Below are 21,851 nucleotides of genomic sequence, written 5' to 3'. Positions count from 1 at the left end.
TGATCAGGCCTCGGTGGATGCTTGTTTATAGTTGTAGCCGATCGGGTGCGGCATGTTGCGCGCCTTGGCCAGTTCGATCTGCTTCTGCCGATCGATGGCGCTGCGGCGGGTTTTCTCGCTCAGCTTGTCCCAGCAATGCGGGCAGCTGATGCCGGCCACGTAGTGCTCGGAGGCGCGATCTTCAACGCTGACCGGTGTGCGACAGGCATGACATTGATCGTAGTCGCCTTCGCTGAGGTCGTGACGCACGGTCACCCGGTTGTCGAACACGAAGCAGTCGCCCTGCCACTTGGTTTCGTCCTGCGGCACTTCTTCGAGGTACTTCAGGATGCCGCCCTTGAGGTGGTAAACCTCTTCGAAACCCTCGCCCAGCATGTAGCTGGAGGCTTTCTCGCAGCGAATGCCGCCGGTGCAGAACATCGCGACCTTTTTGTGCACGGCCGGGTCGAAGTGTTCTTTGATGTAGTCGGGGAATTCGCGAAAACTGGTGGTTTTCGGATCGATGGCGCCTTCGAAGGTGCCGATCGCCACTTCGTAGTCGTTGCGGGTGTCGATCAGCAGCACTTCCGGGTCGCTGATCAGCGCGTTCCAGTCCTGCGGCTCAACGTAGGTGCCGACCTTTTTGTTCGGGTCCACGCCTTCGACGCCGAGGGTGACGATCTCTTTTTTCAGTTTGACCTTGGTGCGGTAGAACGGCTGCTCGTCGCAGTACGACTCTTTGTGGTCGATGTCGATCATGCGCGGGTCGTTCTTCAGCCAGGCGAGCAGGCCGTCGATGCCTTCGCGACTGCCGGACACGGTGCCGTTGATGCCTTCTTCGGCGATCAGCAGAGTGCCTTTGATGCCATTGTCGACCATCGCTTGCAGCAGGGGCTCGCGCAGGTCAACGTAATCTTCGAGGGTGACGAACTTATACAGTGCCGCCACGACAATCGGTTGTGTCATGGGTATTTCTCCAGGTGGCTACCCTCGCAAAGGGTGAACCGGATTCAAAAAAAACGCGCCGGGTGAGCGGCGCGTTGCGGATTCTAGCAAAAACACGGTGGATTTAGGATCTGTCAAAACTACTGTGGTGAGGGAGCTTGCTCCCGCTCGGCTGCGAAGCAGTCGCAAAACTCGGATCTTGGGAGTGCTGCGCACTCCAGCGGGAGCAAGCTCCCTCGCCACAGCAGCCCTCACAATCCTCAGTGTTTGCTACCGCCGGCACAGGTCGGCGACGCCGGGGCGGCGCCCACTTCTGCCCATTCCTGCGGGGTGTAGGTGTGCAGCGCCAACGCATGGAACTCGCCCATCAGCTCGCCAAGCGTGCCGTAGACTTTCTGGTGGCGCTTGACCCGGTTCAGGCCTTCGAACTGCGCGCTGACCACCACCGCCTTGAAGTGCGTCTGTAACCCGCGACTGTGCATGTGGCTTTCGTCCAGCACTTGCAGATGCTCAGGCTGCAGCAGGCCCAGCGTCGATTCGATGCGTTGTTGCATGGTCATCACGAACTCCGCTTACTTCTTCTTGGCCGGCGCAGCGCCTTTCGGTGCCAGCTCGTTGGTCATGTCGTCGAGCAGTTTGTTGACGACAGGCACGGCGCTTTCCAGCTTGGCCTGAGTCATCTGGGCCGATTGCTGGGTCAGCTGCGGCATTTTCTCCAGGACTTTCTTGCCCAGTGGCGACTGGTAGAACGCGACCAGGTCTTTGAGCTCCGATTCGCTGAAGTTGCTGGTGTAGAGCTTGACCATGTCAGGCTTGAGCTTGTTCCAGCCGATGGCCTGGTCCAGGGCGGCGTTGGCCTTGGCCTGGTAGGTTTCCAGTACGGCTTTCTTGGATTCCGGGGCTTTGGTCTGTTCAAAACGCTGAGCGAACATTTGCTGCACTTGCATGTACACCGGAGTGCCCAGCTTGTCAGCGTGCGCCAGGGTCAGGAAAGCTTCAGCACTGGCGTTGTGGCTGGCGGTATCGGCAAGCACCTGGCCGCTGGCGCAAACCAGTGCAACCGCGGTGCAGATGGCACGAAGACGAGTCATCGAGTTTCCTTTTCAGCTAGGCGAGGTAAAACCCCAAGGGCGACCATTCTGCGCCTAAAAAACCTCGTGGCTCAACCCCCGAGCCTTGCCGCGCTTGATTGCCCGGGTTTTACCGGTCAACAATCGGTTCGAGGGAACCACCTGGGCCTGACCGGGCCTAAACTGCGCAAACAGACCAACAGGAGTGTGCACGATGAGCCGTATCGAAACCGACAGCCTGGGCCAGATCGAAGTCCCGGACGACGCCTACTGGGGTGCTCAGACGCAACGCTCGCTGATCAACTTCGCCATTGGCCAGGAACGCATGCCGCTGCCGGTACTGCACGCCCTGGCCCTGATCAAGAAAGCCGCCGCCCGGGTCAACGACCGCAACGGCGACCTGCCCGCCGACATTGCTCGCCTGATCGAACAGGCCGCCGACGAAGTCCTCGACGGCCAGCACGACGACCAGTTTCCGCTGGTGGTCTGGCAGACCGGCAGCGGCACCCAGAGCAACATGAACGTCAACGAAGTGATCGCCGGTCGCGCCAACGAACTGGCCGGCAACCCGCGCGGCGGCAAGACGCCGGTGCACCCCAACGATCACGTCAACCGCTCGCAAAGCTCCAACGACTGCTTCCCCACCGCCATGAGCATCGCCACTGCCAAAGCCGTGCAGGAGCAATTGCTGCCGGCGATCGCCGAGTTGTCCGGCGGTCTGGCCGAACTGGCCGCACGCCATATGAAACTGGTGAAGACCGGTCGCACGCACATGATGGACGCGACGCCGATCACCTTCGGTCAGGAGCTGTCGGGCTTTATAGCGCAGCTGGATTACGCCGAACGAGCGATCCGCGCCGCGCTGCCGGCGGTGTGTGAGCTGGCGCAGGGCGGCACCGCGGTGGGCACCGGTCTGAATTCGCCGCACGGCTTTGGCGAAGCGATTGCCGCCGAACTCGCTGCCCTGTCCGGCCTGCCCTTCGTCACCGCGCCGAACAAGTTTGCCGCACTGGCCGGGCATGAGCCGCTGACCAGCCTGTCCGGCGCCCTGAAGACGCTCGCCGTGGCGCTGATGAAAATCGCCAACGACCTGCGCCTGCTCGGCTCCGGCCCTCGCGCAGGCTTTGCCGAAGTCAAGCTGCCGGCCAACGAACCGGGCAGCTCGATCATGCCCGGCAAGGTCAACCCGACTCAGTGCGAAGCGCTGTCGATGCTCGCCTGCCAGGTGTTGGGCAACGACGTCACCATCGGCATCGCCGCCAGTCAGGGCCACCTGCAACTGAACGTGTACAAACCGGTGATCATCCACAACGTGTTGCAATCGATCCGCCTTCTCGCCGACGGCTGCAGCAACTTCCAGCAGCACTGCATTGCAGGCCTTGAGCCGGACGCCGAAGTCATGGCCAAACACCTGGAACGCGGCCTGATGCTGGTGACAGCGCTGAACCCGCACATCGGTTACGACAAGTCGGCGGAAATCGCCAAGAAGGCTTACGGCGAAGGCTTGACCTTGCGTGAGGCGGCGCTGCAACTGGGCTATCTGACTGATGAAGAGTTCGATGCCTGGGTGCGGCCGGAGAACATGATTGAGGCTGGCGCCAAGGGCTGATTACTGTAGCGCCTGACAGGCCGCCTTCGCGAGCAAGCCCGCTCCCACATTTTGATCGGTGTACGCCGTACCCATGTGGGAGCGGGCTTGCTCGCGAAGAACGATAACGCGGTCTAACTGGCTGCAATGCGCATCCGCCGCGCCTTCAGCCCGGCAATCAACGACGGCCCCAACGCCACCAGCGCCGACCCCAGCACCACCAGCACCGCCCCGCCATAACCCAGCCCGTTGATCTGCTCGGCATGCACATATTCCGGCCACACCCCGGCGGCAATCGCCACCGCGCCAAAGGTCACCAACGGCGTGATCGCCAGCGTCGCACTGACCCGCGAGGCCTCCCAGTGCGCCAGTGCTTCAGCAAAGGCACCGTAGGCAATCAGCGTGTTCATGCAGCACGCCAGCAACAGCCAACCCTGCACCGGGCTCAGTTCCAGTGCTTCGAGCGGATGCACCCACGGTGTCAGCAACAGCGCGCAGAACAGGTAGATCACCATCATCACCTGCAACGAATTCCACACCGTGAGCAATTGCTTCTGCCCCAGTGCGTAGAAGGTCCAGACCGTCGAGGCCAGCAGCACCAGCAACACGCCGGCGGTGTAGTCCGACAATGAGGTGAGCAGTTCAGCCAGACGCTGATTGAAGAACAGCACAAAGCCGATCAGCAGCACCGCCAGGCCAATGCCCTGACCGATGCTGAAGCGCTCCTTGAACACAAACAGGCTGGCGATCAGCAACATGATCGGCCCCATCTGCACCACCAACTGCGCGGTGCCGGGGCTGAGCAGGTTAAGACCCATCAGGTACAGCACGTAGTTGCCCACCAGCCCGAGCACCGCCATCAGCACCAGCCAGCCACCCCTGGGGCCGAGCACCTTGCGGCTCGGCAGGCGTCGCGTGGCTGCCAGGTAGATGAACAGGCAGCCGCCGGAGACCAACAGGCGAAACCAAGTCACAGTGATCGGGTCCATCACCTGCAGCACCTGCTTGAGTTTGATTGGCAGGATGCCCCACAAAAACGCCGTCAGCAGCGCCAGGAACAGACCGTAAACCCAGCGACCGGATGAAATGTGCATGCGAACCCCAATGCCTGCTGACAAGAGCGGTCATTCTAGGCCCGCCGACAGACGCAACACAGGGACAGTTCGGGCCAGGCCGCGAATGAAACTGTGCAGGTCGCAGCATTAAATTGACGCTTTGCCGTTGATCGGCTGACGAGGCGCGCCAAGTGCTTCAGGCATAAGCTGATTGGATCCCTGCAACGGATTAATCAAGGAGCCGGATCATGTACGGAATGCGCGCCGATGACAGCGCCCCCGCCACGCACTTTCGCAGCGACCGGTTGTGTCGGGTCAATGGCGAACTGTTTTTCAGCACGCGGGAGAACACCCTTGAGGGGCCGTTCGACTCCCCGGAGAAGGCAGAGCAGGAAATTCAGGCGTATATCGCGCGGATGCAGCTTCTGGATTCCAACCGGTAAATCCGGTGGATCTCATCGCGAGCAGGCTCGCTCCCACAGGTTAATGCATTCCAATGTGGGAGCGAGCCTGCTCGCGAAAGCGGTAGATCAACCACCCCACCTTCCAGGGTTCAGCGCACCGCCTCAAACAACCCCGTCGCCCCCATCCCGCCTCCCACGCACATGGTCACGATGCCGTAACGCAAATTACGCCGCTGCAACTCGCGCACCAGATGCCCGACCTGCCGCGAACCGGTCATGCCGAACGGGTGGCCGATGGAAATCGAGCCGCCGTTGACGTTGTATTTGTCGTTGTCGATCTCCAGCCGATCGCGGGCATACAGGCATTGCGAGGCAAAAGCCTCGTTGAGCTCCCACAGATCGATATCCGCCACCTGCAAGCCTTTGGCCTTGAGCAGTTTCGGCACCGAGAACACCGGGCCGATGCCCATTTCGTCCGGCTCGCAACCGGCGACGGTGAAACCGCGGAAAAACGCCTTCGGCTTGAGCCCCAGTTGCAGGGCTTTTTCCAGGCTCATCACCAGCGTCATCGAGGCGCCGTCGGACAGCTGCGACGAGTTGCCGGCGGTGACCGAACCGTCCTCGGCAAACACCGGTTTCAGTCCGGCGAGACTTTCGTAAGTGGTGTCCGGGCGATTGCAGTCGTCGTGATCGACAAGGCCGTCGAGGATCTGCACTTCGCCACTGTTCTTGTCTTCGACACGGTACTTGACCGCCATCGGCACAATTTCATCATTGAACAGCCCGGCCGCCTGCGCCTGGGCAGTGCGCAGCTGGCTTTGCAGCGCGTAACGATCCTGGGCCTCGCGGCTCACGTCATAACGCCGCGCAACCACTTCGGCGGTCTGGCCCATGGTGTAGTAGATGCCCGGCACCTGCTGCTTGAGCAACGGGTTGATCAGGTGATCGGTGTTGACGCTTTTCAGGGTCAGGCTGATTGATTCGACGCCGCCAGCGACAATGATGTCGCTGCAACCGGAGGCGATCTGGTTGGCGGCAATCGCAATCGCCTGCAACCCCGACGAGCAGAAACGGTTGAGGGTCATGCCGGCCACGCCGGTGCCCAGCCGCGACAGCACCGCCACGTTGCGGCCGATGTTGTAACCCTGCGCGCCCTCGTTGGATCCGGCGCCGACAATGCAGTCCTCGACGCTGGCCGGGTCGATGTCATTGCGCGACAGCAGCGCGTTGACGCAATGGGCCGCCATGTCGTCGGGACGGGTCTGGTTGAACTTGCCGCGAAAGGACTTGGCCAGGCCGGTCCGCACGCTGTCGACGATCACCACTTCACGCATGGCATACCTCAATTGTTGTTGTCGGAGGAGAGTGTACCGAGCATAAGTCCACCCTGCCGCCGACCGCGACAATCATTCACCTCGCGTATGCGGGTCCATTGGCTCAGTCCTTGTGTTTTTTCGCGCGTTTGTCGGACTTCGCGAACGCCTCTTCGAGGGCACGGTTGATCGTACGCAGCACCTTGACCCGGGCCCAGCGTTTGTCATTGGCCTCGACCAGCGTCCACGGCGAAATCTCGGTGCTGGTGCGGTCGACCATGTCGCCCACGGCTGCGCGGTAGGCGTCCCACTTGTCGCGGTTGCGCCAGTCGTCCTCGGTAATCTTGAAGCGCTTGAATGGAATCTGCTCGCGGGCCTGGAAGCGCTCCATCTGCGTGTCCTTGTCGATCGCCAGCCAGAACTTGACGACGATGACCCCGGCGTCGGCGATCTGCTCTTCGAAATCGTTGATCTCGCTGTAAGCCCGCAGCCAGTCGGCCGGGCTGCAAAAGCCCTCGACCCGTTCCACCAGCACCCGGCCGTACCAGGAGCGGTCGAACACGGTGAACTTGCCCCGCGCCGGCAAATGCCGCCAGAAGCGCCACAGATACGGCTGCGCGCGCTCCTCTTCAGTGGGCGCGGCAATCGGCACGATGCTGTACTGACGCGGATCGAGCGCCGCCGCCACCCGGCGAATCGCCCCGCCCTTGCCCGCCGCATCGTTGCCTTCGAACACCGCCACCAGTGCGTGGCGGCGCATGCGTTTATCGCGCATCAGCCCGGACAGCCGCGCCTGCTCGGTGATCAGTTGTTCTTCGTAGTCTTTCTTTTCCAGCCGCTGGTTCAGGTCGAGGCTGTCGAGCAGGTTGAGTTGATCGACCGCCGTGCCCAACGGCGCCGCGTTGACCTCTTCGGTATGCACCTCGGGGCGCTTGAGCGCATTCTGCAGGCCTTCGAGCAGGATCTTGCCGACCGCCAGACTGCGGTAATTGGCGTCCATGCCTTCGATGACATGCCACGGCGCGTAGTCGCGGCTGGTGCGGCGCAACACGCGCTCGCCGTATTTGACGAACTTGTCGTAGGTCTGCGATTGCTGCCAGTCCAGCGGACTGATGCGCCAGCTGTGCAACGGGTCATCGGCCAGCGCCTTGAGGCGGGCCTTCATCTGCTTCTTGGACAGGTGAAACCAGAACTTGAAGATCAGCGCGCCTTCATCGCAGAGCATTTTTTCCAGACGCTCGGCGGCGTTGATCGCCTGGTCCAGGCGTGGATCCTTGAACAGACCGTGGACCCGCCCTTGAAGCATCTGGCTGTACCAGTTGCCGAAGAACACGCCCATCCGCCCCTTGGCCGGGAGCATCCGCCAGTAACGCCAGGCCGGTGGATGCGCCAGCTCTTCATCGGTCTGCTGATCGAAGGTGCGCACCTCGATCAGGCGCGGATCCATCCACTCGTTGAGCAACTTGACGGTCTCGCCCTTGCCTGCGCCCTCGATGCCGTTGATCAGAATGATCACCGGAAAACGCTTCTGCTGTTGCAACTCGAACTGAGCTTCCAGCAGTGCTTCACGCAAGGCAGGTACAGCCGCGTCGTAAGTCTCTTTGTCGATGGCATGGCCGATTTCGGCGGATTCAAACATGGGGACGGCTCCTTCCAGGATTCAGCAAGACTAGCGGATTGGGCATGGGCGCGGCGGAGAAATTCCGCTCCTTTTGGCTTCAAGAAAAACTCTGTGGTGAGGGGATTTATCCCCGGGTGGGCAGCGCGGCGGCCCCAAAGCCATTCAACGCCATATGCACGCTGTTAGCGGGATTGCGACTGCTACGCAGCCGATCGGGGATAAATCCCCTCACCACAGGTTGCTCTGATCCGCGCCCAAATCGTTGATTGTCTTCGAGGCTGCACAGCCAGGCCTTGCCATGGATCAAGCACGCTCCGCACGATCGGCTAGAATGGCCGCCTTGTCGTTGCCGAGCCTGCCATGAAACCTGTATTGCCCCACGCCCAACTCGACTGGGATGACCAGGGACGCCCACGTTCGCGGGTGTTCGATGATGTGTATTTTTCCGACCAGTCGGGGCTGGATGAAACCCGTTACGTGTTCCTCGAACAGAACCGTCTGGCCGAGCGCTTTGCCGCGCTGCCGGCGCACGGGCGACTGGTGATCGGCGAAACCGGCTTCGGCACCGGGCTGAATTTCCTTTGCGCCTGGCAGTTGTTCGAACAGCATGCGGTGGCCGGTGCGCGGCTGCATTTCGTCAGCGTCGAAAAATACCCGTTGAGCCCGGCCGATCTGCAACGGGCGCTGGCCTTGTGGCCGCAGCTCAGGCCACTGGCCGATCAACTGCTGACACATTACGTGGCGATCCATCAGGGCTTTCAGCGGATCATTCTCGGCAACGGTCGGGTCACGCTGACCCTGTTGATCGGCGATGCGCTGGAGCAACTGCCGCAACTCGATGCGCGGATTGATGCATGGTTTCTCGACGGTTTCGCCCCGGCGAAAAACCCCGACATGTGGACCGCTGAACTGTTCGTCGAACTGGCTCGACTGGCCGCGCCGGGTTCGACCATCAGCACCTTCACCAGCACCGGTTGGGTGCGGCGTCTGCTCAACGCCGCCGGGTTCAAGATGAAACGCACGCCGGGCATCGGCCACAAGTGGGAGATCCTGCGCGGCGAGTTTCTCGGCTGGCCGCAGGACGTCGCGCCACCACTGCCGGACAAACCGTGGTTCGCCCGCCCTGCCCCGCTGACTGGCGAGCGGCGCGCGCTGGTGATCGGCGCCGGGCTGGCCGGCTGTGCGACCGCTGCCAGCCTCGCCGCGCGCGGTTGGCAAGTCAGTCTGCTGGAGCGTCACGAGGCGGTGGCGCAGGAGGCGTCGGGCAATCCGCAGGGTGTGCTGTACCTGAAGTTGTCGGCCCACGGCACCGCGTTGTCGCAACTGATCGTCAGCGGCTTCGGCTACACCCGCCGTCTGCTGGAAACCTTGCAACGCGGCACCGACTGGGACGATTGCGGCGTGCTGCAATTGGCTTTCAACACCAAGGAAGCCGAGCGTCAGGCGCAACTGGCCGCGGCGTTCCCGGAAGATCTGGTGCACTGGCTCAATCAACCGCAAGCCGCAACTCAGGCCGGAATCGCTGTGGCCCACGGCGGGCTGTTCTACCCCGAAGGCGGCTGGGTGCATCCACCCGCGCTGTGCCAGGCGCAAGCCGCGCAAGCAAACATCGAACTGCTCAAGCATCACGATGCGCTGGAACTGCGCAAGGTCGAAGGTCAGTGGCAAGCCCTCGACGGCGAGCGCGTGCTCGCCAGCGCGCCGGTGGTGATATTGGCCGGCGCGGCGGAGATCAAACGCTTTGCGCAAAGTGCCGAGTTGCCGCTCAAGCGCATTCGCGGGCAGATCACGCGCCTGCCGCAAACCACCGAGAGCCAGACACTGCGCACCGTGGTCTGCGCCGAAGGTTATGTCGCGCCGGCACGCTTGGGCGAACACACGCTGGGTGCGAGTTTCGACTTCAACAGCGACGACCTGAACCCGACCACCGCCGAACACCTGGGCAATCTGGCGATGCTCGAAGAGATCTCCAGCGATCTGGTGGCGCGCCTGCACATCAATCAACTGCCCCCGGAAACACTGGAGGGACGCGCCGCATTCCGCTGCACCAGTCCCGACTATCTGCCGATCGTCGGCCCCCTCGCCGACCGCACAGCCTTCGCTCAGGCCTACGCCGCGTTGAGCAAGGACGCGCGACAAGTGCCGGACATCGCCTGCCCGTGGCTCGATGGCCTGTACGTCAACAGTGGCCACGGTTCACGCGGGCTGATCACCGCGCCGCTGTCTGGCGAACTGCTCGCGGCGTGGCTGGACAACGAGCCGCTGCCACTGCCCAGAAGCGTCGCCGAGGCCTGCCACCCCAATCGTTTTGCACTGCGCACGTTGATTCGCGGCAAATGAAAAATCGCGACTGGCCGCTGGTCAGTCGCCCCCTCTTATAACTCATCGTTCTAAAACTCCCACATCTGCAGCGGGTCAGTTTCTGAGTACCGGCCATTTTGGCCTGACTTGAATCACCCCTCCCCAACGGAAAAACCGGTAAGGACTTTATGTGCGGATTAGCTGGCGAGTTACGTTTTGATCATCAACCTGCAGACCTTGCAGCGGTAGAGCGAATCACCCATCACTTGGCCCCTCGCGGCCCCGACGCGTGGGGCTTCCATGCCCAAGGGCCGATTGCCCTCGGCCATCGTCGCCTGAAAATCATGGACCTGTCGGACGGCTCGGCGCAGCCGATGATCGACAGCCAACTGGGCTTGTCCCTGGCCTTCAATGGCGCGATCTACAACTTCCCGGAACTGCGTACCGAACTCGAAGCGCTGGGCTACGCCTTCTATTCCGGTGGCGACACCGAAGTGCTGCTCAAGGGCTACCACGCCTGGGGCGAAGCGCTGCTGCCCAAGCTCAACGGCATGTTCGCGTTCGCTATCTGGGAGCGTGATGCCCAGCGCCTGTTCATCGCTCGCGACCGTCTCGGCGTGAAGCCTTTGTACCTGTCGCGCACCGGCCAGCGTTTGCGCTTTGCCTCGGCCCTGCCGGCACTGCTCAAGGGCGGCGACATCAACCCGATCCTCGATCCGGTGGCGCTCAATCACTACCTGAATTTCCATGCGGTGGTGCCGGCTCCACGCACCTTGCTCGCGGGCATCGAAAAGCTGCCGCCAGCGACCTGGATGCGCGTCGAAGCCGATGGCCGCACCGAGCAGAAAACCTGGTGGACCCTGCCCTACGGCCCACACGACGACGAGAAAAACCTGACCCTCGAAGACTGGCGCGACCGTGTGCTCGACAGCACCCGTGAGGCGGTGGCAATCCGTCAACGCGCAGCGGTGGATGTCGGCGTGCTGCTTTCCGGCGGTGTCGATTCGAGCATGTTGGTTGGCTTGCTGCGTGAAGTCGGCGTCGAGAACCTATCGACCTTTTCCATCGGTTTCCAGGATGCTGGCGGCGAGCGTGGTGATGAATTCCAGTATTCCGATCTGATCGCCAAACACTACGGCACTCAGCATCATCAATTGCGCATCGATGAAAAAGAGATCATCGAACAACTGCCTGCTGCGTTCCGAGCGATGAGCGAGCCGATGGTCAGCCACGACTGCATCGCCTTCTACCTGTTGTCGCGCGAAGTGGCCAAGCATTGCAAAGTGGTGCAGAGCGGCCAGGGCGCGGATGAGCTGTTCGCCGGTTATCACTGGTATCCGCAAGTCGACGGCGCAGCGGATCCGTATGCAGCCTATCGCGCGGCGTTCTTCGACCGCAGCTACGACGACTACGCCGCCACCGTGCAACCGAAATGGTTGACCGCGAATGACGCGGCAGGCGACTTCGTCAAGCAACACTTCGCCCAACCCGGCGCCGAGGCTGCGGTCGATAAGGCCCTGCGTCTTGACAGCACGGTGATGCTGGTGGACGACCCGGTCAAACGTGTCGACAACATGACCATGGCCTGGGGCCTGGAGGCTCGCACGCCGTTTCTCGACTATCGTCTGGTGGAACTCTCGGCGCGGATTCCCGGCCAGTTCAAGCTGCCGGACGGCGGCAAACAGGTACTCAAAGAAGCTGCACGTCTGGTGATTCCAAGCGAAGTGATCGACCGCAAGAAAGGTTACTTTCCGGTGCCGGGCCTCAAGCACTTGCAAGGCGACACCCTGAACTGGGTGCGTGAACTGCTGCTGGATCCGAGCCAGGATCGCGGCCTGTTCAACCCGGCCATGCTCGACAAACTGCTGACTGATCCGCAAGGCCAACTGACGCCGTTGCGCGGCTCGAAACTGTGGCAACTGGCGGCCCTGAACCTGTGGCTCAGTGAACAAGGAATCTGATTGATGAAACCTCACGCCACAGCGATCAATCAGCGCCTGTTACGCGGTCAGACACCGTCGTATGAACGCTTGCAGGCGCGTCTGGCCGAAGACGGCAGCGAACTCGGCGCCGACCCCATCGCCGTACATTGCGGTTGGGGTCGGCTGCTGATCGGCCACACTTTCCCTGACCCGGCGACGCTGGCGCAGGAACTGCTCAACGAGCAGCCCGGCGAACGCGATATCGCCCTTTATGTCGCCGCACCGCAGCAGATTCTCGGGCTGGAACCGACGCAACTGTTTCTCGACCCATCCGATACTCTGCGCCTGTGGTTCAGCGATTACCGCCAGGCCACCCGCGTGTTTCGCGGCTTCCGCATTCGTCGGGCGCAAAGCGAAGCGGACTGGCAAGCGATCAATCTGCTGTATCAGGCACGCGGCATGTTGCCGATCGATGCCACGCGCCTGACCCCGCATCATCAGGGCGGTCCGGTGTACTGGCTGGCCGAAGATGAAGACAGCGGCGCGGTGATCGGCAGCGTCATGGGCCTCAATCACCAGAAAGCCTTCAACGATCCGGAACATGGCAGCAGCCTGTGGTGCCTGGCGGTGGATCCGCAGTGCTCGCGGCCCGGTGTCGGTGAAGTGCTGGTGCGGCACTTGATCGAGCACTTCATGAGTCGCGGCCTGAGTTATCTGGATCTGTCGGTGCTGCATGACAACCGTCAGGCCAAGAACCTCTACGCCAAACTCGGTTTTCGCAACCTCTCGACCTTCGCCATCAAACGCAAGAACGGTATCAATCAGACGCTGTTCCTCGGGCCCGGGCCGGAGGCCAATTTCAACCCTTACGCGCGGATCATCGTCGAGGAAGCGCATCGGCGCGGCATCGACGTGCAAGTGGATGATGCCGAAGCCGGGCTGTTCACCCTTAGCCATGGCGGGCGTCGGGTACGTTGCCGCGAATCGCTGAGCGACCTGACCAGCGCGATCAGCATGAGTCTGTGTCAGGACAAAAGCCTGACTCACAAAGTGTTGAAAGGCGCCGGCCTGAAGCTGCCTTCACAGCAACTGGCAGGCAACGCCGACGACAACCTCGCCTTTCTCGATGAGCATCAACGGGTGGTGGTCAAACCGCTCGATGGCGAACAGGGCCAGGGGGTGGCGGTGGATCTGCAGAGCATCGAAGAGGTGCAGCAGGCCATCGAAGCCGCCAAGCGTTTCGACAGCCGCGTACTGCTGGAAAGCTTCCACGAAGGCCTCGACCTGCGGATTCTGGTGATCGGTTTTGAAGTGGTGGCGGCAGCGATTCGTCGTCCCGCCGAGGTGGTCGGTGACGGCCATCATTCGATCGGTGCATTGATCGAGGCGCAGAGTAGGCGTCGGCAAGCCGCTACCAGTGGCGAGAGCAAGATCCCGCTGGATCACGAAACCCAACGCACCCTGCACGCGGCCGGGTATGACTACAGCAGCATCCTGCCGGCGGGCGAGCACCTGTTCGTCCGTCGCACGGCCAATCTGCACACCGGTGGCACGCTGGAAGATGTCACGGCGATTCTGCACCCGACCCTGGTCGATGCCGCCGTCCGTGCAGCGCGGGCGCTGGACATTCCGATGGTTGGCCTCGACTTGATGGTGCCGGCGGCGGATCAGCCGGAGTACGTGTTTATCGAAGCCAACGAACGCGCCGGCCTGGCCAATCACGAGCCGCAGCCGACGGCGGAGCGGTTTGTCGATCTGTTGTTTCCGCACAGTCAGCCGGCTGTTTCTTGATTCCGAGGCGTCTGGACTGACGCCTTCGCGAGCAAGCCCGCTCCCACAGGTTGAACGCATTCCAAATGTGGGAGCGGGCTTGCTCGCGAAGGGGCCGGATCAGGCACTACAAATCCTTCCCCTCATCGAAACCATCGATGCGCCTCAACTCATCAGGAGTTTCCATGACCACTCAAATCCCCGAACCGGATCTGAACTACCTGCAAAAAGTCCTGCTGGAAATGCTCGCCATTCCCAGCCCTACCGGGTTCACCGACACCATCGTGCGCTACGTCGCCGAGCGTCTGGAAGAACTTGGCATCCCTTTCGAAATGACCCGTCGCGGCACCATTCGCGCCACCCTCAAGGGCAAGAAAAACAGCCCTGACCGCGCTGTCTCCGCGCACCTGGATACCATCGGCGCCGCCGTGCGTGCAGTGAAAGACAACGGCCGTCTGACCCTGGCCCCGGTCGGTTGCTGGTCGAGCCGCTTTGCCGAGGGCAGCAGGGTCAGCCTGTTCACCGACAACGGCGTGATTCGTGGCAGCGTGCTACCGCTGATGGCGTCCGGGCACGCGTTTAACACTGCCGTGGACGAGATGCCGATCAGCTGGGATCACGTCGAGCTGCGTCTGGATGCCTACTGCGCGACCAAGGCCGATTGCGACTCGCTGGGCATCAGCGTCGGCGACGTGGTGGCGTTCGACCCGCTGCCGGAGTTCACCGACAGCGGTCACATCAGCGCCCGTCACCTCGACGACAAGGCCGGGGTTGCGGCATTGCTCGCTGCGCTCAAAGCCATCGTCGAGAGCGGTCAGGAATTGATGATCGACTGTCACCCGCTGTTCACCATCACCGAGGAAACCGGCAGCGGTGCGGCGGCAGCCTTGCCGTGGGATGTCAGCGAGTTCGTCGGCATCGACATCGCGCCGGTCGCGCCGGGCCAGCACTCCAGCGAACACGCGGTGAGCGTGGCGATGCAGGACTCCGGTGGCCCTTACGACTATCACCTGTCGCGGCATTTGCTGCGTCTGGCCGGTGAAAACGAACTGCCGGTGCGGCGCGACCTGTTCCGCTATTACTTCAGCGACGCGCATTCGGCAGTCACTGCCGGGCACGACATCCGTACTGCCCTGCTGGCCTTCGGCTGTGATGCGACTCATGGTTATGAACGTACGCACATCGACAGTCTGGCGGCGCTCAGTCGTTTGCTCGGGGCGTACATTCTGAGTCCGCCGGTATTTGCCAGCGATGCGGCGCCGGCCAATGCTTCGCTGGATCGCTTCAGTCACCAGATCGAACATGAGACACAGATGGAGAGCGATACGCGAGTACCGTCAGTGGACAGTCTGGTGGGGCAGCGTTCCGACAGTTGAATCCTTGTTGTCTGAACTATGGCTATCGCGAGCAGGCTCACTCCTACAGTTGAAATGCATTTCCCTGTAGGAGTGAGCCTGCTCGCGATGAGGCCGATACTGCCCACACAAAACTGGCAGCCAGCCACCAATCGCCGTAGCATCCCGTCATTGATTTAGCCGAGGTGCCCATGCTGATTCCCTACGACGCTCTTGAAGTCGACACCCTCACCCGCCTGATCGAGGACTTCGTCACCCGCGACGGCACCGACAACGGTGATGACACACCGCTGGAAACCCGCGTGCTGCGCGTGCGCCAGGCGCTGACCAAAGGCCAGGCGCTGATCGTCTTCGACCCGGAAAGCGAACAATGCCAGTTGATGCTCAAACACGATGTGCCCAAGCATCTGTTCGACTAGCGGACCTTTTCGGTGACCTGTTTGCGCTGGATCCGCTGATAGACTTCAGAACGGTGCACATTGACCTTCTGCGGCGCCTCGACACCAAAGCGCACACTGGAGCCGTTGACTGACAACACGCGCACGGATATGTCGTCACCGATGGAAATCAACTCGCCCACTACACGGCTGAGTACAAGCATGGAATTTATCCTTCAGGGTTAGCCAGCCCTGAAGATGCGCGGTGGGCGCGCGCTCGACAATGCACGCAGAGCAATTCAGTCTTGCCCTACACCCACAAGCGCCGCGCCCGTCAGACGTTTCCTGCAAATCGCTAAACAGCCTCGCCTCACGCCGCGGAAAATCGCGGCCCGAACAGAATCACGCTCGCGCCGATCACGCACAGCGCCACGCCGATCCAGTCCGAACCCAAAGGGCGAACGCGCTCGACCACCGCCAGCCAGCCGATCGACGCGACGATGTAGATCCCGCCATAGGCGGCATAGGCGCGCCCGGCATAAGCCGCTTCGACGCGGGTCAACAACAGCGCGAACAGGGTCAGGCTGAGCAGCGCCGGGATCACCCACAAGGCACTTTTGCCCTGACGCAGCCACATGAAAAAGGCGAAACAACCGGCGATTTCAAACAGCGCCGCGAGGAAGAACCACAGGTAATTGAGCATTGATGCGTCTCGACAGGGTGACCATTGCGGCCACCCTAACGACGCAACATCCTCGGGGCAAGTTCAGCCGTTGGTTTGTCTGGCCTTGGCGCGCATTTTATCGGCCATGGTGGTCATTTCGTTGTAGATCAGTTGCGGGTTCTTCTGTTTGATCGCCCAGGCCATGCGCCCCTGCTCGTGCGGCAGGATCATGAATTCGCCGGCGGCCACTTGCTGGTAGATATAGTCTGCAATGTCGGCAGCCGTAATCGGCGAACTTTCAAGCAACTTGCCGACCTGGGCTTTCATGGCCGGGGTCGGACCACGGAACGAGTCGAGCAAGTTGGTCTGGAAGAACGACGGGCAGACCACATGCACGCTGACTTCCTGCTGCGCCAGTTCGATCAGCAAACTTTCCGACAGCGCCACTACACCGGCCTTGGCCACGTTGTAGTTGCTCATCGCCGGGCCCTGCATCAGTGCAGCCATCGAAGCGATGTTGATGATCTTGCCTCTGCTCTGCTCCAGCAGCGGCAGGAACGCCTTGCAGCCCTTGACCACCCCCATCAGGTTGATCGCGATCTGCCAGTCCCAATCCTCCAGCGACAATTCGCTGAAGAACCCGCCGGACGCCACACCGGCGTTGTTGACGATGACATCGATACCGCCGAGCTTCACTTCGCAAGCCTGGGCAAACGCGGTGAGCTGGCTGTAGTCACGCACATCGCAACGTTGGGTGAAACCGTCACCACCGGCCTCGCGCACCCGCTTCAGGGTTTCCTGCAGGCCAGGTTCGCTGACGTCGGACAAGGCCAGCTGCCAGCCTTCACGCGCCCAGCGCAGCGCGATTTCGCGACCCAAACCTGAGCCCGCACCCGTGATCATCATGCGATTTTGCATAGCAGACAGCCTTGTTGTTCCGTAGGAGATGCGCGGAGTGTAGCGAAGGAACACTGGCCACCCACGCTCCATCAGATTGCTGAATACAGGATCAAAAGATCGCAGCCTTCGGCAGCGCCTACATCAGTTCCCTGTAGGAGCTGCCGAAGGCTGCGATCTTTTGATCTCGCGCTTTAAAGGAAATAAACGAATAATCCAAATACATTAAAAAAACATTGAATTTTCTTTCATTCGCACCAGTCGGAATTTGTAAGCCGTCTGGAATTAGTTAGCCTCCAGTCGCCCTTGAACACCAAGTCTTCTCGAACGCTATAAACAAGGAAATCGACATGGGCACAATTCTTATCATTATCCTGATCCTGTTGCTGATCGGTGGTCTGCCGGTCTTCCCGCACTCCAGAAGTTGGGGTTATGGTCCTTCGGGCATTATCGGCGTGGTGTTGGTGGTGCTGTTGGTCTTGCTGTTACTTGGCAGGATATAAAACCCCAAGACAAAAAAAGAGGCCCTCAGGGGCCTCTTTTTTATGCAGCGGTTTTTCAGTCCGGCTTGCCGTTGATCACACCGGCGGTGTTGTCCATCAGGCTCTTGGTCGCCGTTTGCAGGAACGCTTCCAGCTTGAGCTTCAATTCGGCGGTACGCGGTGCGTCCGGAATGATCTCGGCAGAAGGGTTCGCGCCCAGTTGGTACTGGTAGATCTTCGGCGCCATTTCCTTCTCTTTCGGCAGCACCAGGATCTGGTCGGCAGTGACGATGGCGGTGGTCTGCTCGCTGCCCGACGGCTTGATCACACCGAAACCGGTGTCGCCGGCCGGGAGATTCAGCAGGTCGCGACCCCAGCACTGATGACGCACTTCGCCACCCAGACGACCCATGATGGTCGGCACGATGTCGATCTGCGTACCCACGGTGTGGTCACGGGTGCCGAATTTTTCCTGAATGCCCGGGGCGATCATCAGCATCGGCACGTTGAAGCGGCCCAGGTCCATTTCGGTGATCTGGCGTTCGTTGCCGAAACCGTGGTCGCCGACGATCACGAACAGGGTTTCCTTGAAGTACGGCTCTTTGCGTGCCTTCTCGAAGAACTGACCCAGCGCCCAGTCGGCGTAACGCATGGCGGTCAGGTGCTCGTTGAGGCTGCCACGATCGGTCACGCGCTCGACCGGCAATGGCGTCGGCAAGGCGTACGGCGTGTGGTTGGAAAGGGTTTGCAGCAGCGCGTAGAACGGCTTGCCGTTTTCCCGTGCCTTCAGCTCCTGCAGACCACGGTCGAACATGTCCTGGTCGGACACGCCCCAGGTCGGATCGGAGAACACCGGATTGACGAAGTCGTTACGGCCAACGAAGTTGGTCATGCCCTGGTTACTGAAGAAGCCCGACTGGTTGTCCCAGGCGAAGTCGCCGTTGTAGACATACACGTCGTCATACTTGCGCGCGCTGAGCAGCTGCGGCAGACCGGAGAGCTTGTGGCTGCCTTCCGGGGTCTGCATCAGGTATTCGAAACCTGGCAGGTTCGGGAAGCACGCCATGGTCGCAAACATGCCCTGGTGGGTATGGGTGCCGTTGGAGAAGAAGCGGTCGAACAGCAGGCCTTCCTTCGACAGTTTGTCGAGGTAAGGTGTGATGTTGCCCGGTGCGCCCAGGGCGCCGACCGAGTGACCGGCCATGCTTTCCATCAGGATCACGACTACGTTCTTGATCGGCAGGGTCTTGTCGGCCGGCGGCGTGTAGTCACGACGCACGGCAGCGATGTCGGCATCGACCAGTTTGTCGTCCGGCATCACCAGCATCTCGCGCACCACTTTCTGCGCCTGTTCCTGCGGCAGGGTGGCTTTCCAGATGTTATCGCGGTCCTCGCCCATGCGGTCCTTGGCGGCGGCGATCAGCGACAGCGTGCCGTTGAGGCCGAGCTGGTTGGCGAAGTTCGATTCGGTGGTGTACACGTCACCCCAACGCAGCGGCGGGCCCTGACGCAGGGTGCCACGGGCCGCCACGACGCAGATCAGCAGGCAGACCACGAACACTGCCAGGCGGGTGTACCACGGCGCCACCTGACGGGTGCCGACGTTGCCGCCGCTGAACGGGCCGCGTGGACGGGTCGCACGGTCGGCGCCCTTGAAGGCCAGAGTCAGGATCACGGTGCCGATGACCCACGCCAGCAGGTAACGCACTACCGGGAAACCGTACCAGAGCATGCTCATCACGGTTTTCGGGTCTTCCTTCACGTACTGGAACACCAGGCCGTTGAGGCGCTGGTGGAACTCGCGGTAGAAGTCCATTTCCATCAGGCCGAGGAACAGCGCGATGCTCGACGCCACGGTCAGCCACAGGCGGAAGAAGCCACGCGCAGCCATCGCCCGGGCACTGAACAGCGCCAGCACCAGCGGAACGCAGACGTAGACCACCAGGCGCAGGTCGAAACGCAGGCCGTTGGCGAAGGCTTCGAGGAAGGTCGAAGCCGGGGTATCGAGGATCATCTCGCGGTTGTAGACCAGCAGCGCGAGGCGCAGCACGGAAAACATCACCATCATGACCAGGGCACACAGCAGCGTGTAGGCCAGATGCGATTTGACGGTCGGTTGCAGCAGGCGAGTGGAAGATCGCTGCTGATTCAGGGCGTCCGGGTTTGCCATGTCGTTTTAGGACCCATTGGAAGTTGAAGTTGCAAAATACAGCGGCGCCATGCCCTCTATTGGCCATTCCAGGCCCCGGGGCGTGCGCGGTGCGCAAATGTTGCACGATCAACGGCAGCATTGCCATTGATTACTGCCCGATTGCCCGACTCTTTCATACAAGCATTCGGACGGGGGGACAAACCGAGTTGCGCGGGCGAATTGTCTGGAACACTTTGTGAAAATTTCGTCCAACGCATATCTGGAAACACAATATAACGACAAAACAAAACGCCCCGATTCGGTCGGGGCGTTTTGCTGTCAGCGCGAAGAATTACTTCTCGGCGCGTTCTTTCAGGGCTTTCAGCGTATTGAACGGCGCATCGACCACGAACTTGTTGGCGATCATGCTCGGCACGCTGCCGCCGGGCTCAGTGTGCACCTGATAGGTCACTTCGACTTGATCACCTTTGGGTACGAACTTCCAGAACCCTTTGACCTGAGCGACACGGACAAAGCCTTTCTCTTCGGGAAGGTACTTCGGCACGCCTTCGAGGTTGCGGGTCAGGCTGCCATCGGCGCCCTCAACGGTGGTGATGTGCAACACCGAATCACGTGGGGTCACTGGCCACGGCGTATTGAACTGGGTGTAGGTCCAGCTCTGATCGCCCTCGTGCTTGAGCAGTTTCTGGGTTTTGCATTCGTGAATCCAGGCGCAGGCTCCGGCCACGTCTTCCTGCAAGGCACGCAGTTTGGCAATGGTGGTCTTCATCAGGGCAACACCCTGATAGGACTTGTAATCAGAACCCGGCACTTCGGCCAGCGAGACCTTGATCCCGTCCTGTTCCTTGGCGACCTTCCAGTCCTCAGCCTGAGCAACCGAAGTGGCCAGCACAGCGGTCAAACCACACAACACAGCGATACGATGCAGCGACCCCATAGTCTTATTCCTTATTGTTGAAGTTCCGTTCGTTTGACACATCACGCCGCCGTCATCTGCTCCCACCAGCCGATCAACCTGATCGCTTCTTCCGAGCTGCTGCCGCAGACTTCGACATCGGCGGCGAATCCTGAACAGACCGCCGGACGCTCCGGCTGGCCGAAAATGCTGCACAGGTTTTCGACCGAGAGTTGCACGCAACGTTCGCCGGCAGGTTTGCCGTTGGGCATGCCCGGAATGGCAGAGCTGATGGACGGGGCAATGCAGCAAGCGCCACAGCCTTCACGGCATTTCATGACGAGCAAGTCCTCGCGACGGGCAATGTGTTAAAGAGACACGGACAGAGTAACCGCTAAAACGGTTGTTTCAAATTCCCTGGACCGGGGTTTTTACCGATAACTGAATGTGACTGACCAGTCTCCGACAAAGCGTCTGGTTCGCGGGTCACGGCTCGATTGAATTTATTGCTTGAACTCGAAATCCAGCGCTGCGCCTTCGACTTCGCGGCGCTCTTCGTTGCGCAGCTGCAACTGCATTTCATTGCTGAGCAGGCGGCCATTGAGCTGGAAGCCGCTGTTCTTCTCGCCAAACATCTGCGGCAGGATCGCGTCGTGTTTGGGCATCGGCACGGTACCGGCAGGTTTGAGCTGCTGGACCATGTCTTTGGGCAGGCTCAGGTCCAGTTTGGCCGGCGGCAGTCTGGTTTTAGCCACTTCACTGGCCGGTTTTGACTTGGAGGCAATCGGGGGCCGCTTCTTCACCGGGGCCGCTTTCTTCTGCGGGGCTTTCTTCGTCTGAGCTTTCTTGTCCGCAACGGCTTTGTTGCTGGCCGTTTTACTCGCCGGAGCTGACGCCGCAGGCTTTTCCTGAACGGCGGCTGCCATGACACCGGGCGCATGGCCCATCGTCAACACACCAAGCAAAATCCAGGCAGCAGGCAAAATCGCTTTCATGAGCCCCACAACACTAACGGCAGAGGGCCATATGCTCGCCTGTTGAGCGTCACAAGACAAGCGCGG

At 61.1% G+C, this 21,851-nt stretch carries 21 protein-coding genes; 8 read left to right on the top strand and 13 right to left on the bottom strand.

Annotated features, from left to right (window positions below; all coding sequences use genetic code 11):
* Positions 1–3: 3 nt before the first annotated feature.
* The 3 genes from trhO to VLA07_RS08235 form a co-directional block, all read right to left on the bottom strand.
* On the bottom strand, positions 4–945 hold the full coding sequence (gene trhO / locus VLA07_RS08245) for an oxygen-dependent tRNA uridine(34) hydroxylase TrhO (protein ID WP_247268169.1): 942 nt from the start codon (positions 943–945) through the stop codon (positions 4–6).
* Between the two features lie 239 nt (positions 946–1,184).
* A complete protein-coding gene (locus tag VLA07_RS08240; RefSeq protein WP_003226935.1) occupies positions 1,185–1,484 on the bottom strand; it encodes a BolA family protein in 300 nt (99 codons plus the stop codon).
* 12 nt (positions 1,485–1,496) lie between these two features.
* A complete protein-coding gene (locus VLA07_RS08235) occupies positions 1,497–2,015 on the bottom strand; it encodes a DUF2059 domain-containing protein (RefSeq protein WP_003226938.1) in 519 nt (172 codons plus the stop codon).
* A gap of 193 nt (positions 2,016–2,208) precedes the next feature.
* Here VLA07_RS08235 and VLA07_RS08230 point away from each other — a divergent pair, with 193 nt between their 5' ends.
* Positions 2,209–3,603, top strand: coding sequence for a class II fumarate hydratase (locus VLA07_RS08230; protein ID WP_027612406.1), 1,395 nt, complete (start codon positions 2,209–2,211; stop codon positions 3,601–3,603).
* 113 nt (positions 3,604–3,716) lie between these two features.
* On the opposite strand, the gene VLA07_RS08225 is transcribed toward VLA07_RS08230, so the two are convergent.
* Positions 3,717–4,676 (bottom strand): DMT family transporter, encoded by a 960-nt coding sequence (locus VLA07_RS08225; protein WP_096794912.1) that lies wholly within the window; start codon positions 4,674–4,676, stop codon positions 3,717–3,719.
* A 209-nt stretch (positions 4,677–4,885) separates the two neighbouring features.
* On the opposite strand from VLA07_RS08225, the gene VLA07_RS08220 reads away from it, so the two are divergent.
* Positions 4,886–5,080, top strand: a complete 195-nt coding sequence (locus VLA07_RS08220) for a DUF6316 family protein (protein WP_183785959.1) — start codon at positions 4,886–4,888, stop codon at positions 5,078–5,080.
* 110 nt (positions 5,081–5,190) lie between these two features.
* Here VLA07_RS08220 and VLA07_RS08215 read toward each other — a convergent pair whose 3' ends face one another.
* Both VLA07_RS08215 and pap read right to left on the bottom strand, forming a co-directional pair.
* A complete protein-coding gene (locus tag VLA07_RS08215) occupies positions 5,191–6,375 on the bottom strand; it encodes a thiolase family protein (RefSeq protein ID WP_333989000.1) in 1,185 nt (394 codons plus the stop codon).
* A gap of 103 nt (positions 6,376–6,478) precedes the next feature.
* Positions 6,479–7,993, bottom strand: coding sequence for a polyphosphate:AMP phosphotransferase (gene pap, locus VLA07_RS08210; RefSeq protein ID WP_247268167.1), 1,515 nt, complete (start codon positions 7,991–7,993; stop codon positions 6,479–6,481).
* A 342-nt stretch (positions 7,994–8,335) separates the two neighbouring features.
* Between pap and mnmC the strand changes: the two genes are divergently transcribed.
* From mnmC to VLA07_RS08185, 5 genes are all read left to right on the top strand, one after another.
* The gene (gene mnmC, locus VLA07_RS08205; protein ID WP_333988999.1) at positions 8,336–10,315 is read left to right on the top strand and encodes a bifunctional tRNA (5-methylaminomethyl-2-thiouridine)(34)-methyltransferase MnmD/FAD-dependent 5-carboxymethylaminomethyl-2-thiouridine(34) oxidoreductase MnmC; all 1,980 of its coding nucleotides are present in this window, start codon (positions 8,336–8,338) and stop codon (positions 10,313–10,315) included.
* 149 nt (positions 10,316–10,464) lie between these two features.
* Positions 10,465–12,237, top strand: coding sequence for an N-acetylglutaminylglutamine amidotransferase (locus VLA07_RS08200; protein WP_333988998.1), 1,773 nt, complete (start codon positions 10,465–10,467; stop codon positions 12,235–12,237).
* Positions 12,238–12,240: 3 nt separating this feature from the next.
* The gene (gene ngg, locus VLA07_RS08195) at positions 12,241–13,989 is read left to right on the top strand and encodes an N-acetylglutaminylglutamine synthetase (protein ID WP_135296320.1); all 1,749 of its coding nucleotides are present in this window, start codon (positions 12,241–12,243) and stop codon (positions 13,987–13,989) included.
* A 164-nt stretch (positions 13,990–14,153) separates the two neighbouring features.
* Positions 14,154–15,344, top strand: coding sequence for an osmoprotectant NAGGN system M42 family peptidase (locus VLA07_RS08190; protein ID WP_027612398.1), 1,191 nt, complete (start codon positions 14,154–14,156; stop codon positions 15,342–15,344).
* 170 nt (positions 15,345–15,514) lie between these two features.
* Positions 15,515–15,742: a YheU family protein gene (locus tag VLA07_RS08185; protein WP_003192759.1), complete on the top strand. Its 228-nt coding sequence runs from the start codon at positions 15,515–15,517 to the stop codon at positions 15,740–15,742.
* Here VLA07_RS08185 and csrA read toward each other — a convergent pair.
* From csrA to VLA07_RS08170, 3 genes are all read right to left on the bottom strand, one after another.
* Positions 15,739–15,924 carry a carbon storage regulator CsrA gene (gene csrA / locus VLA07_RS08180; RefSeq protein ID WP_027612397.1) on the bottom strand — a complete coding sequence of 62 codons (186 nt, stop codon included), beginning with the start codon at positions 15,922–15,924 and terminating at the stop codon, positions 15,739–15,741. The two genes, VLA07_RS08185 and csrA, sit on opposite strands and share 4 nt — an antisense overlap.
* A gap of 146 nt (positions 15,925–16,070) precedes the next feature.
* Complete coding sequence (locus tag VLA07_RS08175; RefSeq protein ID WP_003226957.1) at positions 16,071–16,403, bottom strand: YnfA family protein; 333 nt, start codon at positions 16,401–16,403, stop codon at positions 16,071–16,073.
* 63 nt (positions 16,404–16,466) lie between these two features.
* Positions 16,467–17,282, bottom strand: a complete 816-nt coding sequence (locus VLA07_RS08170) for an SDR family oxidoreductase (protein ID WP_027612396.1) — start codon at positions 17,280–17,282, stop codon at positions 16,467–16,469.
* A 323-nt stretch (positions 17,283–17,605) separates the two neighbouring features.
* On the opposite strand from VLA07_RS08170, the gene VLA07_RS08165 reads away from it, so the two are divergent.
* Positions 17,606–17,764, top strand: coding sequence for a DUF3309 family protein (locus VLA07_RS08165; RefSeq protein WP_169432680.1), 159 nt, complete (start codon positions 17,606–17,608; stop codon positions 17,762–17,764).
* Between the two features lie 55 nt (positions 17,765–17,819).
* Here the strand turns inward: VLA07_RS08165 and VLA07_RS08160 are convergent, their stop codons facing one another.
* The 4 genes from VLA07_RS08160 to VLA07_RS08145 all read right to left on the bottom strand — a co-directional run bounded on the left by VLA07_RS08160 (position 17,820) and on the right by VLA07_RS08145 (position 21,785).
* Positions 17,820–19,913, bottom strand: coding sequence for an LTA synthase family protein (locus VLA07_RS08160; protein ID WP_027612395.1), 2,094 nt, complete (start codon positions 19,911–19,913; stop codon positions 17,820–17,822).
* 313 nt (positions 19,914–20,226) lie between these two features.
* Positions 20,227–20,832 carry an START domain-containing protein gene (locus tag VLA07_RS08155; protein WP_330206533.1) on the bottom strand — a complete coding sequence of 202 codons (606 nt, stop codon included), beginning with the start codon at positions 20,830–20,832 and terminating at the stop codon, positions 20,227–20,229.
* Between the two features lie 41 nt (positions 20,833–20,873).
* Positions 20,874–21,128: a YkgJ family cysteine cluster protein gene (locus VLA07_RS08150; protein WP_027612393.1), complete on the bottom strand. Its 255-nt coding sequence runs from the start codon at positions 21,126–21,128 to the stop codon at positions 20,874–20,876.
* Positions 21,129–21,293: 165 nt separating this feature from the next.
* Positions 21,294–21,785: a hypothetical protein gene (locus VLA07_RS08145; protein WP_027612392.1), complete on the bottom strand. Its 492-nt coding sequence runs from the start codon at positions 21,783–21,785 to the stop codon at positions 21,294–21,296.
* Between the last annotated feature and the right edge of the window lie 66 nt (positions 21,786–21,851).

This window comes from Pseudomonas sp. S3(2024) (assembly GCF_036861315.1).
Classification (GTDB): domain Bacteria; phylum Pseudomonadota; class Gammaproteobacteria; order Pseudomonadales; family Pseudomonadaceae; genus Aquipseudomonas; species Aquipseudomonas putida_A.
This window is presented reverse-complemented; position numbering and strand designations above follow the sequence as displayed.

What these genes read in the sequence shown, in the direction of transcription:
- ngg (WP_135296320.1), top strand. Translation starts at nt 12,241, where the DNA reads ATGAAACCTCACGCCACAGCGATCAATCAGCGCCTGTTACGCGGTCAG.
- VLA07_RS08190 (WP_027612398.1), top strand. Translation starts at nt 14,154, where the DNA reads ATGACCACTCAAATCCCCGAACCGGATCTGAACTACCTGCAAAAAGTC.
- VLA07_RS08145 (WP_027612392.1), bottom strand. Translation starts at nt 21,785, where the DNA reads ATGAAAGCGATTTTGCCTGCTGCCTGGATTTTGCTTGGTGTGTTGACG.
- mnmC (WP_333988999.1), top strand. Translation starts at nt 8,336, where the DNA reads ATGAAACCTGTATTGCCCCACGCCCAACTCGACTGGGATGACCAGGGA.
- VLA07_RS08230 (WP_027612406.1), top strand. Translation starts at nt 2,209, where the DNA reads ATGAGCCGTATCGAAACCGACAGCCTGGGCCAGATCGAAGTCCCGGAC.
- VLA07_RS08170 (WP_027612396.1), bottom strand. Translation starts at nt 17,282, where the DNA reads ATGCAAAATCGCATGATGATCACGGGTGCGGGCTCAGGTTTGGGTCGC.
- VLA07_RS08155 (WP_330206533.1), bottom strand. Translation starts at nt 20,832, where the DNA reads ATGGGGTCGCTGCATCGTATCGCTGTGTTGTGTGGTTTGACCGCTGTG.
- csrA (WP_027612397.1), bottom strand. Translation starts at nt 15,924, where the DNA reads ATGCTTGTACTCAGCCGTGTAGTGGGCGAGTTGATTTCCATCGGTGAC.
- VLA07_RS08150 (WP_027612393.1), bottom strand. Translation starts at nt 21,128, where the DNA reads ATGAAATGCCGTGAAGGCTGTGGCGCTTGCTGCATTGCCCCGTCCATC.
- VLA07_RS08240 (WP_003226935.1), bottom strand. Translation starts at nt 1,484, where the DNA reads ATGACCATGCAACAACGCATCGAATCGACGCTGGGCCTGCTGCAGCCT.
- VLA07_RS08160 (WP_027612395.1), bottom strand. Translation starts at nt 19,913, where the DNA reads ATGGCAAACCCGGACGCCCTGAATCAGCAGCGATCTTCCACTCGCCTG.
- VLA07_RS08175 (WP_003226957.1), bottom strand. Translation starts at nt 16,403, where the DNA reads ATGCTCAATTACCTGTGGTTCTTCCTCGCGGCGCTGTTTGAAATCGCC.
- VLA07_RS08200 (WP_333988998.1), top strand. Translation starts at nt 10,465, where the DNA reads ATGTGCGGATTAGCTGGCGAGTTACGTTTTGATCATCAACCTGCAGAC.
- VLA07_RS08215 (WP_333989000.1), bottom strand. Translation starts at nt 6,375, where the DNA reads ATGCGTGAAGTGGTGATCGTCGACAGCGTGCGGACCGGCCTGGCCAAG.
- trhO (WP_247268169.1), bottom strand. Translation starts at nt 945, where the DNA reads ATGACACAACCGATTGTCGTGGCGGCACTGTATAAGTTCGTCACCCTC.
- VLA07_RS08185 (WP_003192759.1), top strand. Translation starts at nt 15,515, where the DNA reads ATGCTGATTCCCTACGACGCTCTTGAAGTCGACACCCTCACCCGCCTG.
- VLA07_RS08220 (WP_183785959.1), top strand. Translation starts at nt 4,886, where the DNA reads ATGTACGGAATGCGCGCCGATGACAGCGCCCCCGCCACGCACTTTCGC.
- VLA07_RS08225 (WP_096794912.1), bottom strand. Translation starts at nt 4,676, where the DNA reads ATGCACATTTCATCCGGTCGCTGGGTTTACGGTCTGTTCCTGGCGCTG.
- pap (WP_247268167.1), bottom strand. Translation starts at nt 7,993, where the DNA reads ATGTTTGAATCCGCCGAAATCGGCCATGCCATCGACAAAGAGACTTAC.
- VLA07_RS08235 (WP_003226938.1), bottom strand. Translation starts at nt 2,015, where the DNA reads ATGACTCGTCTTCGTGCCATCTGCACCGCGGTTGCACTGGTTTGCGCC.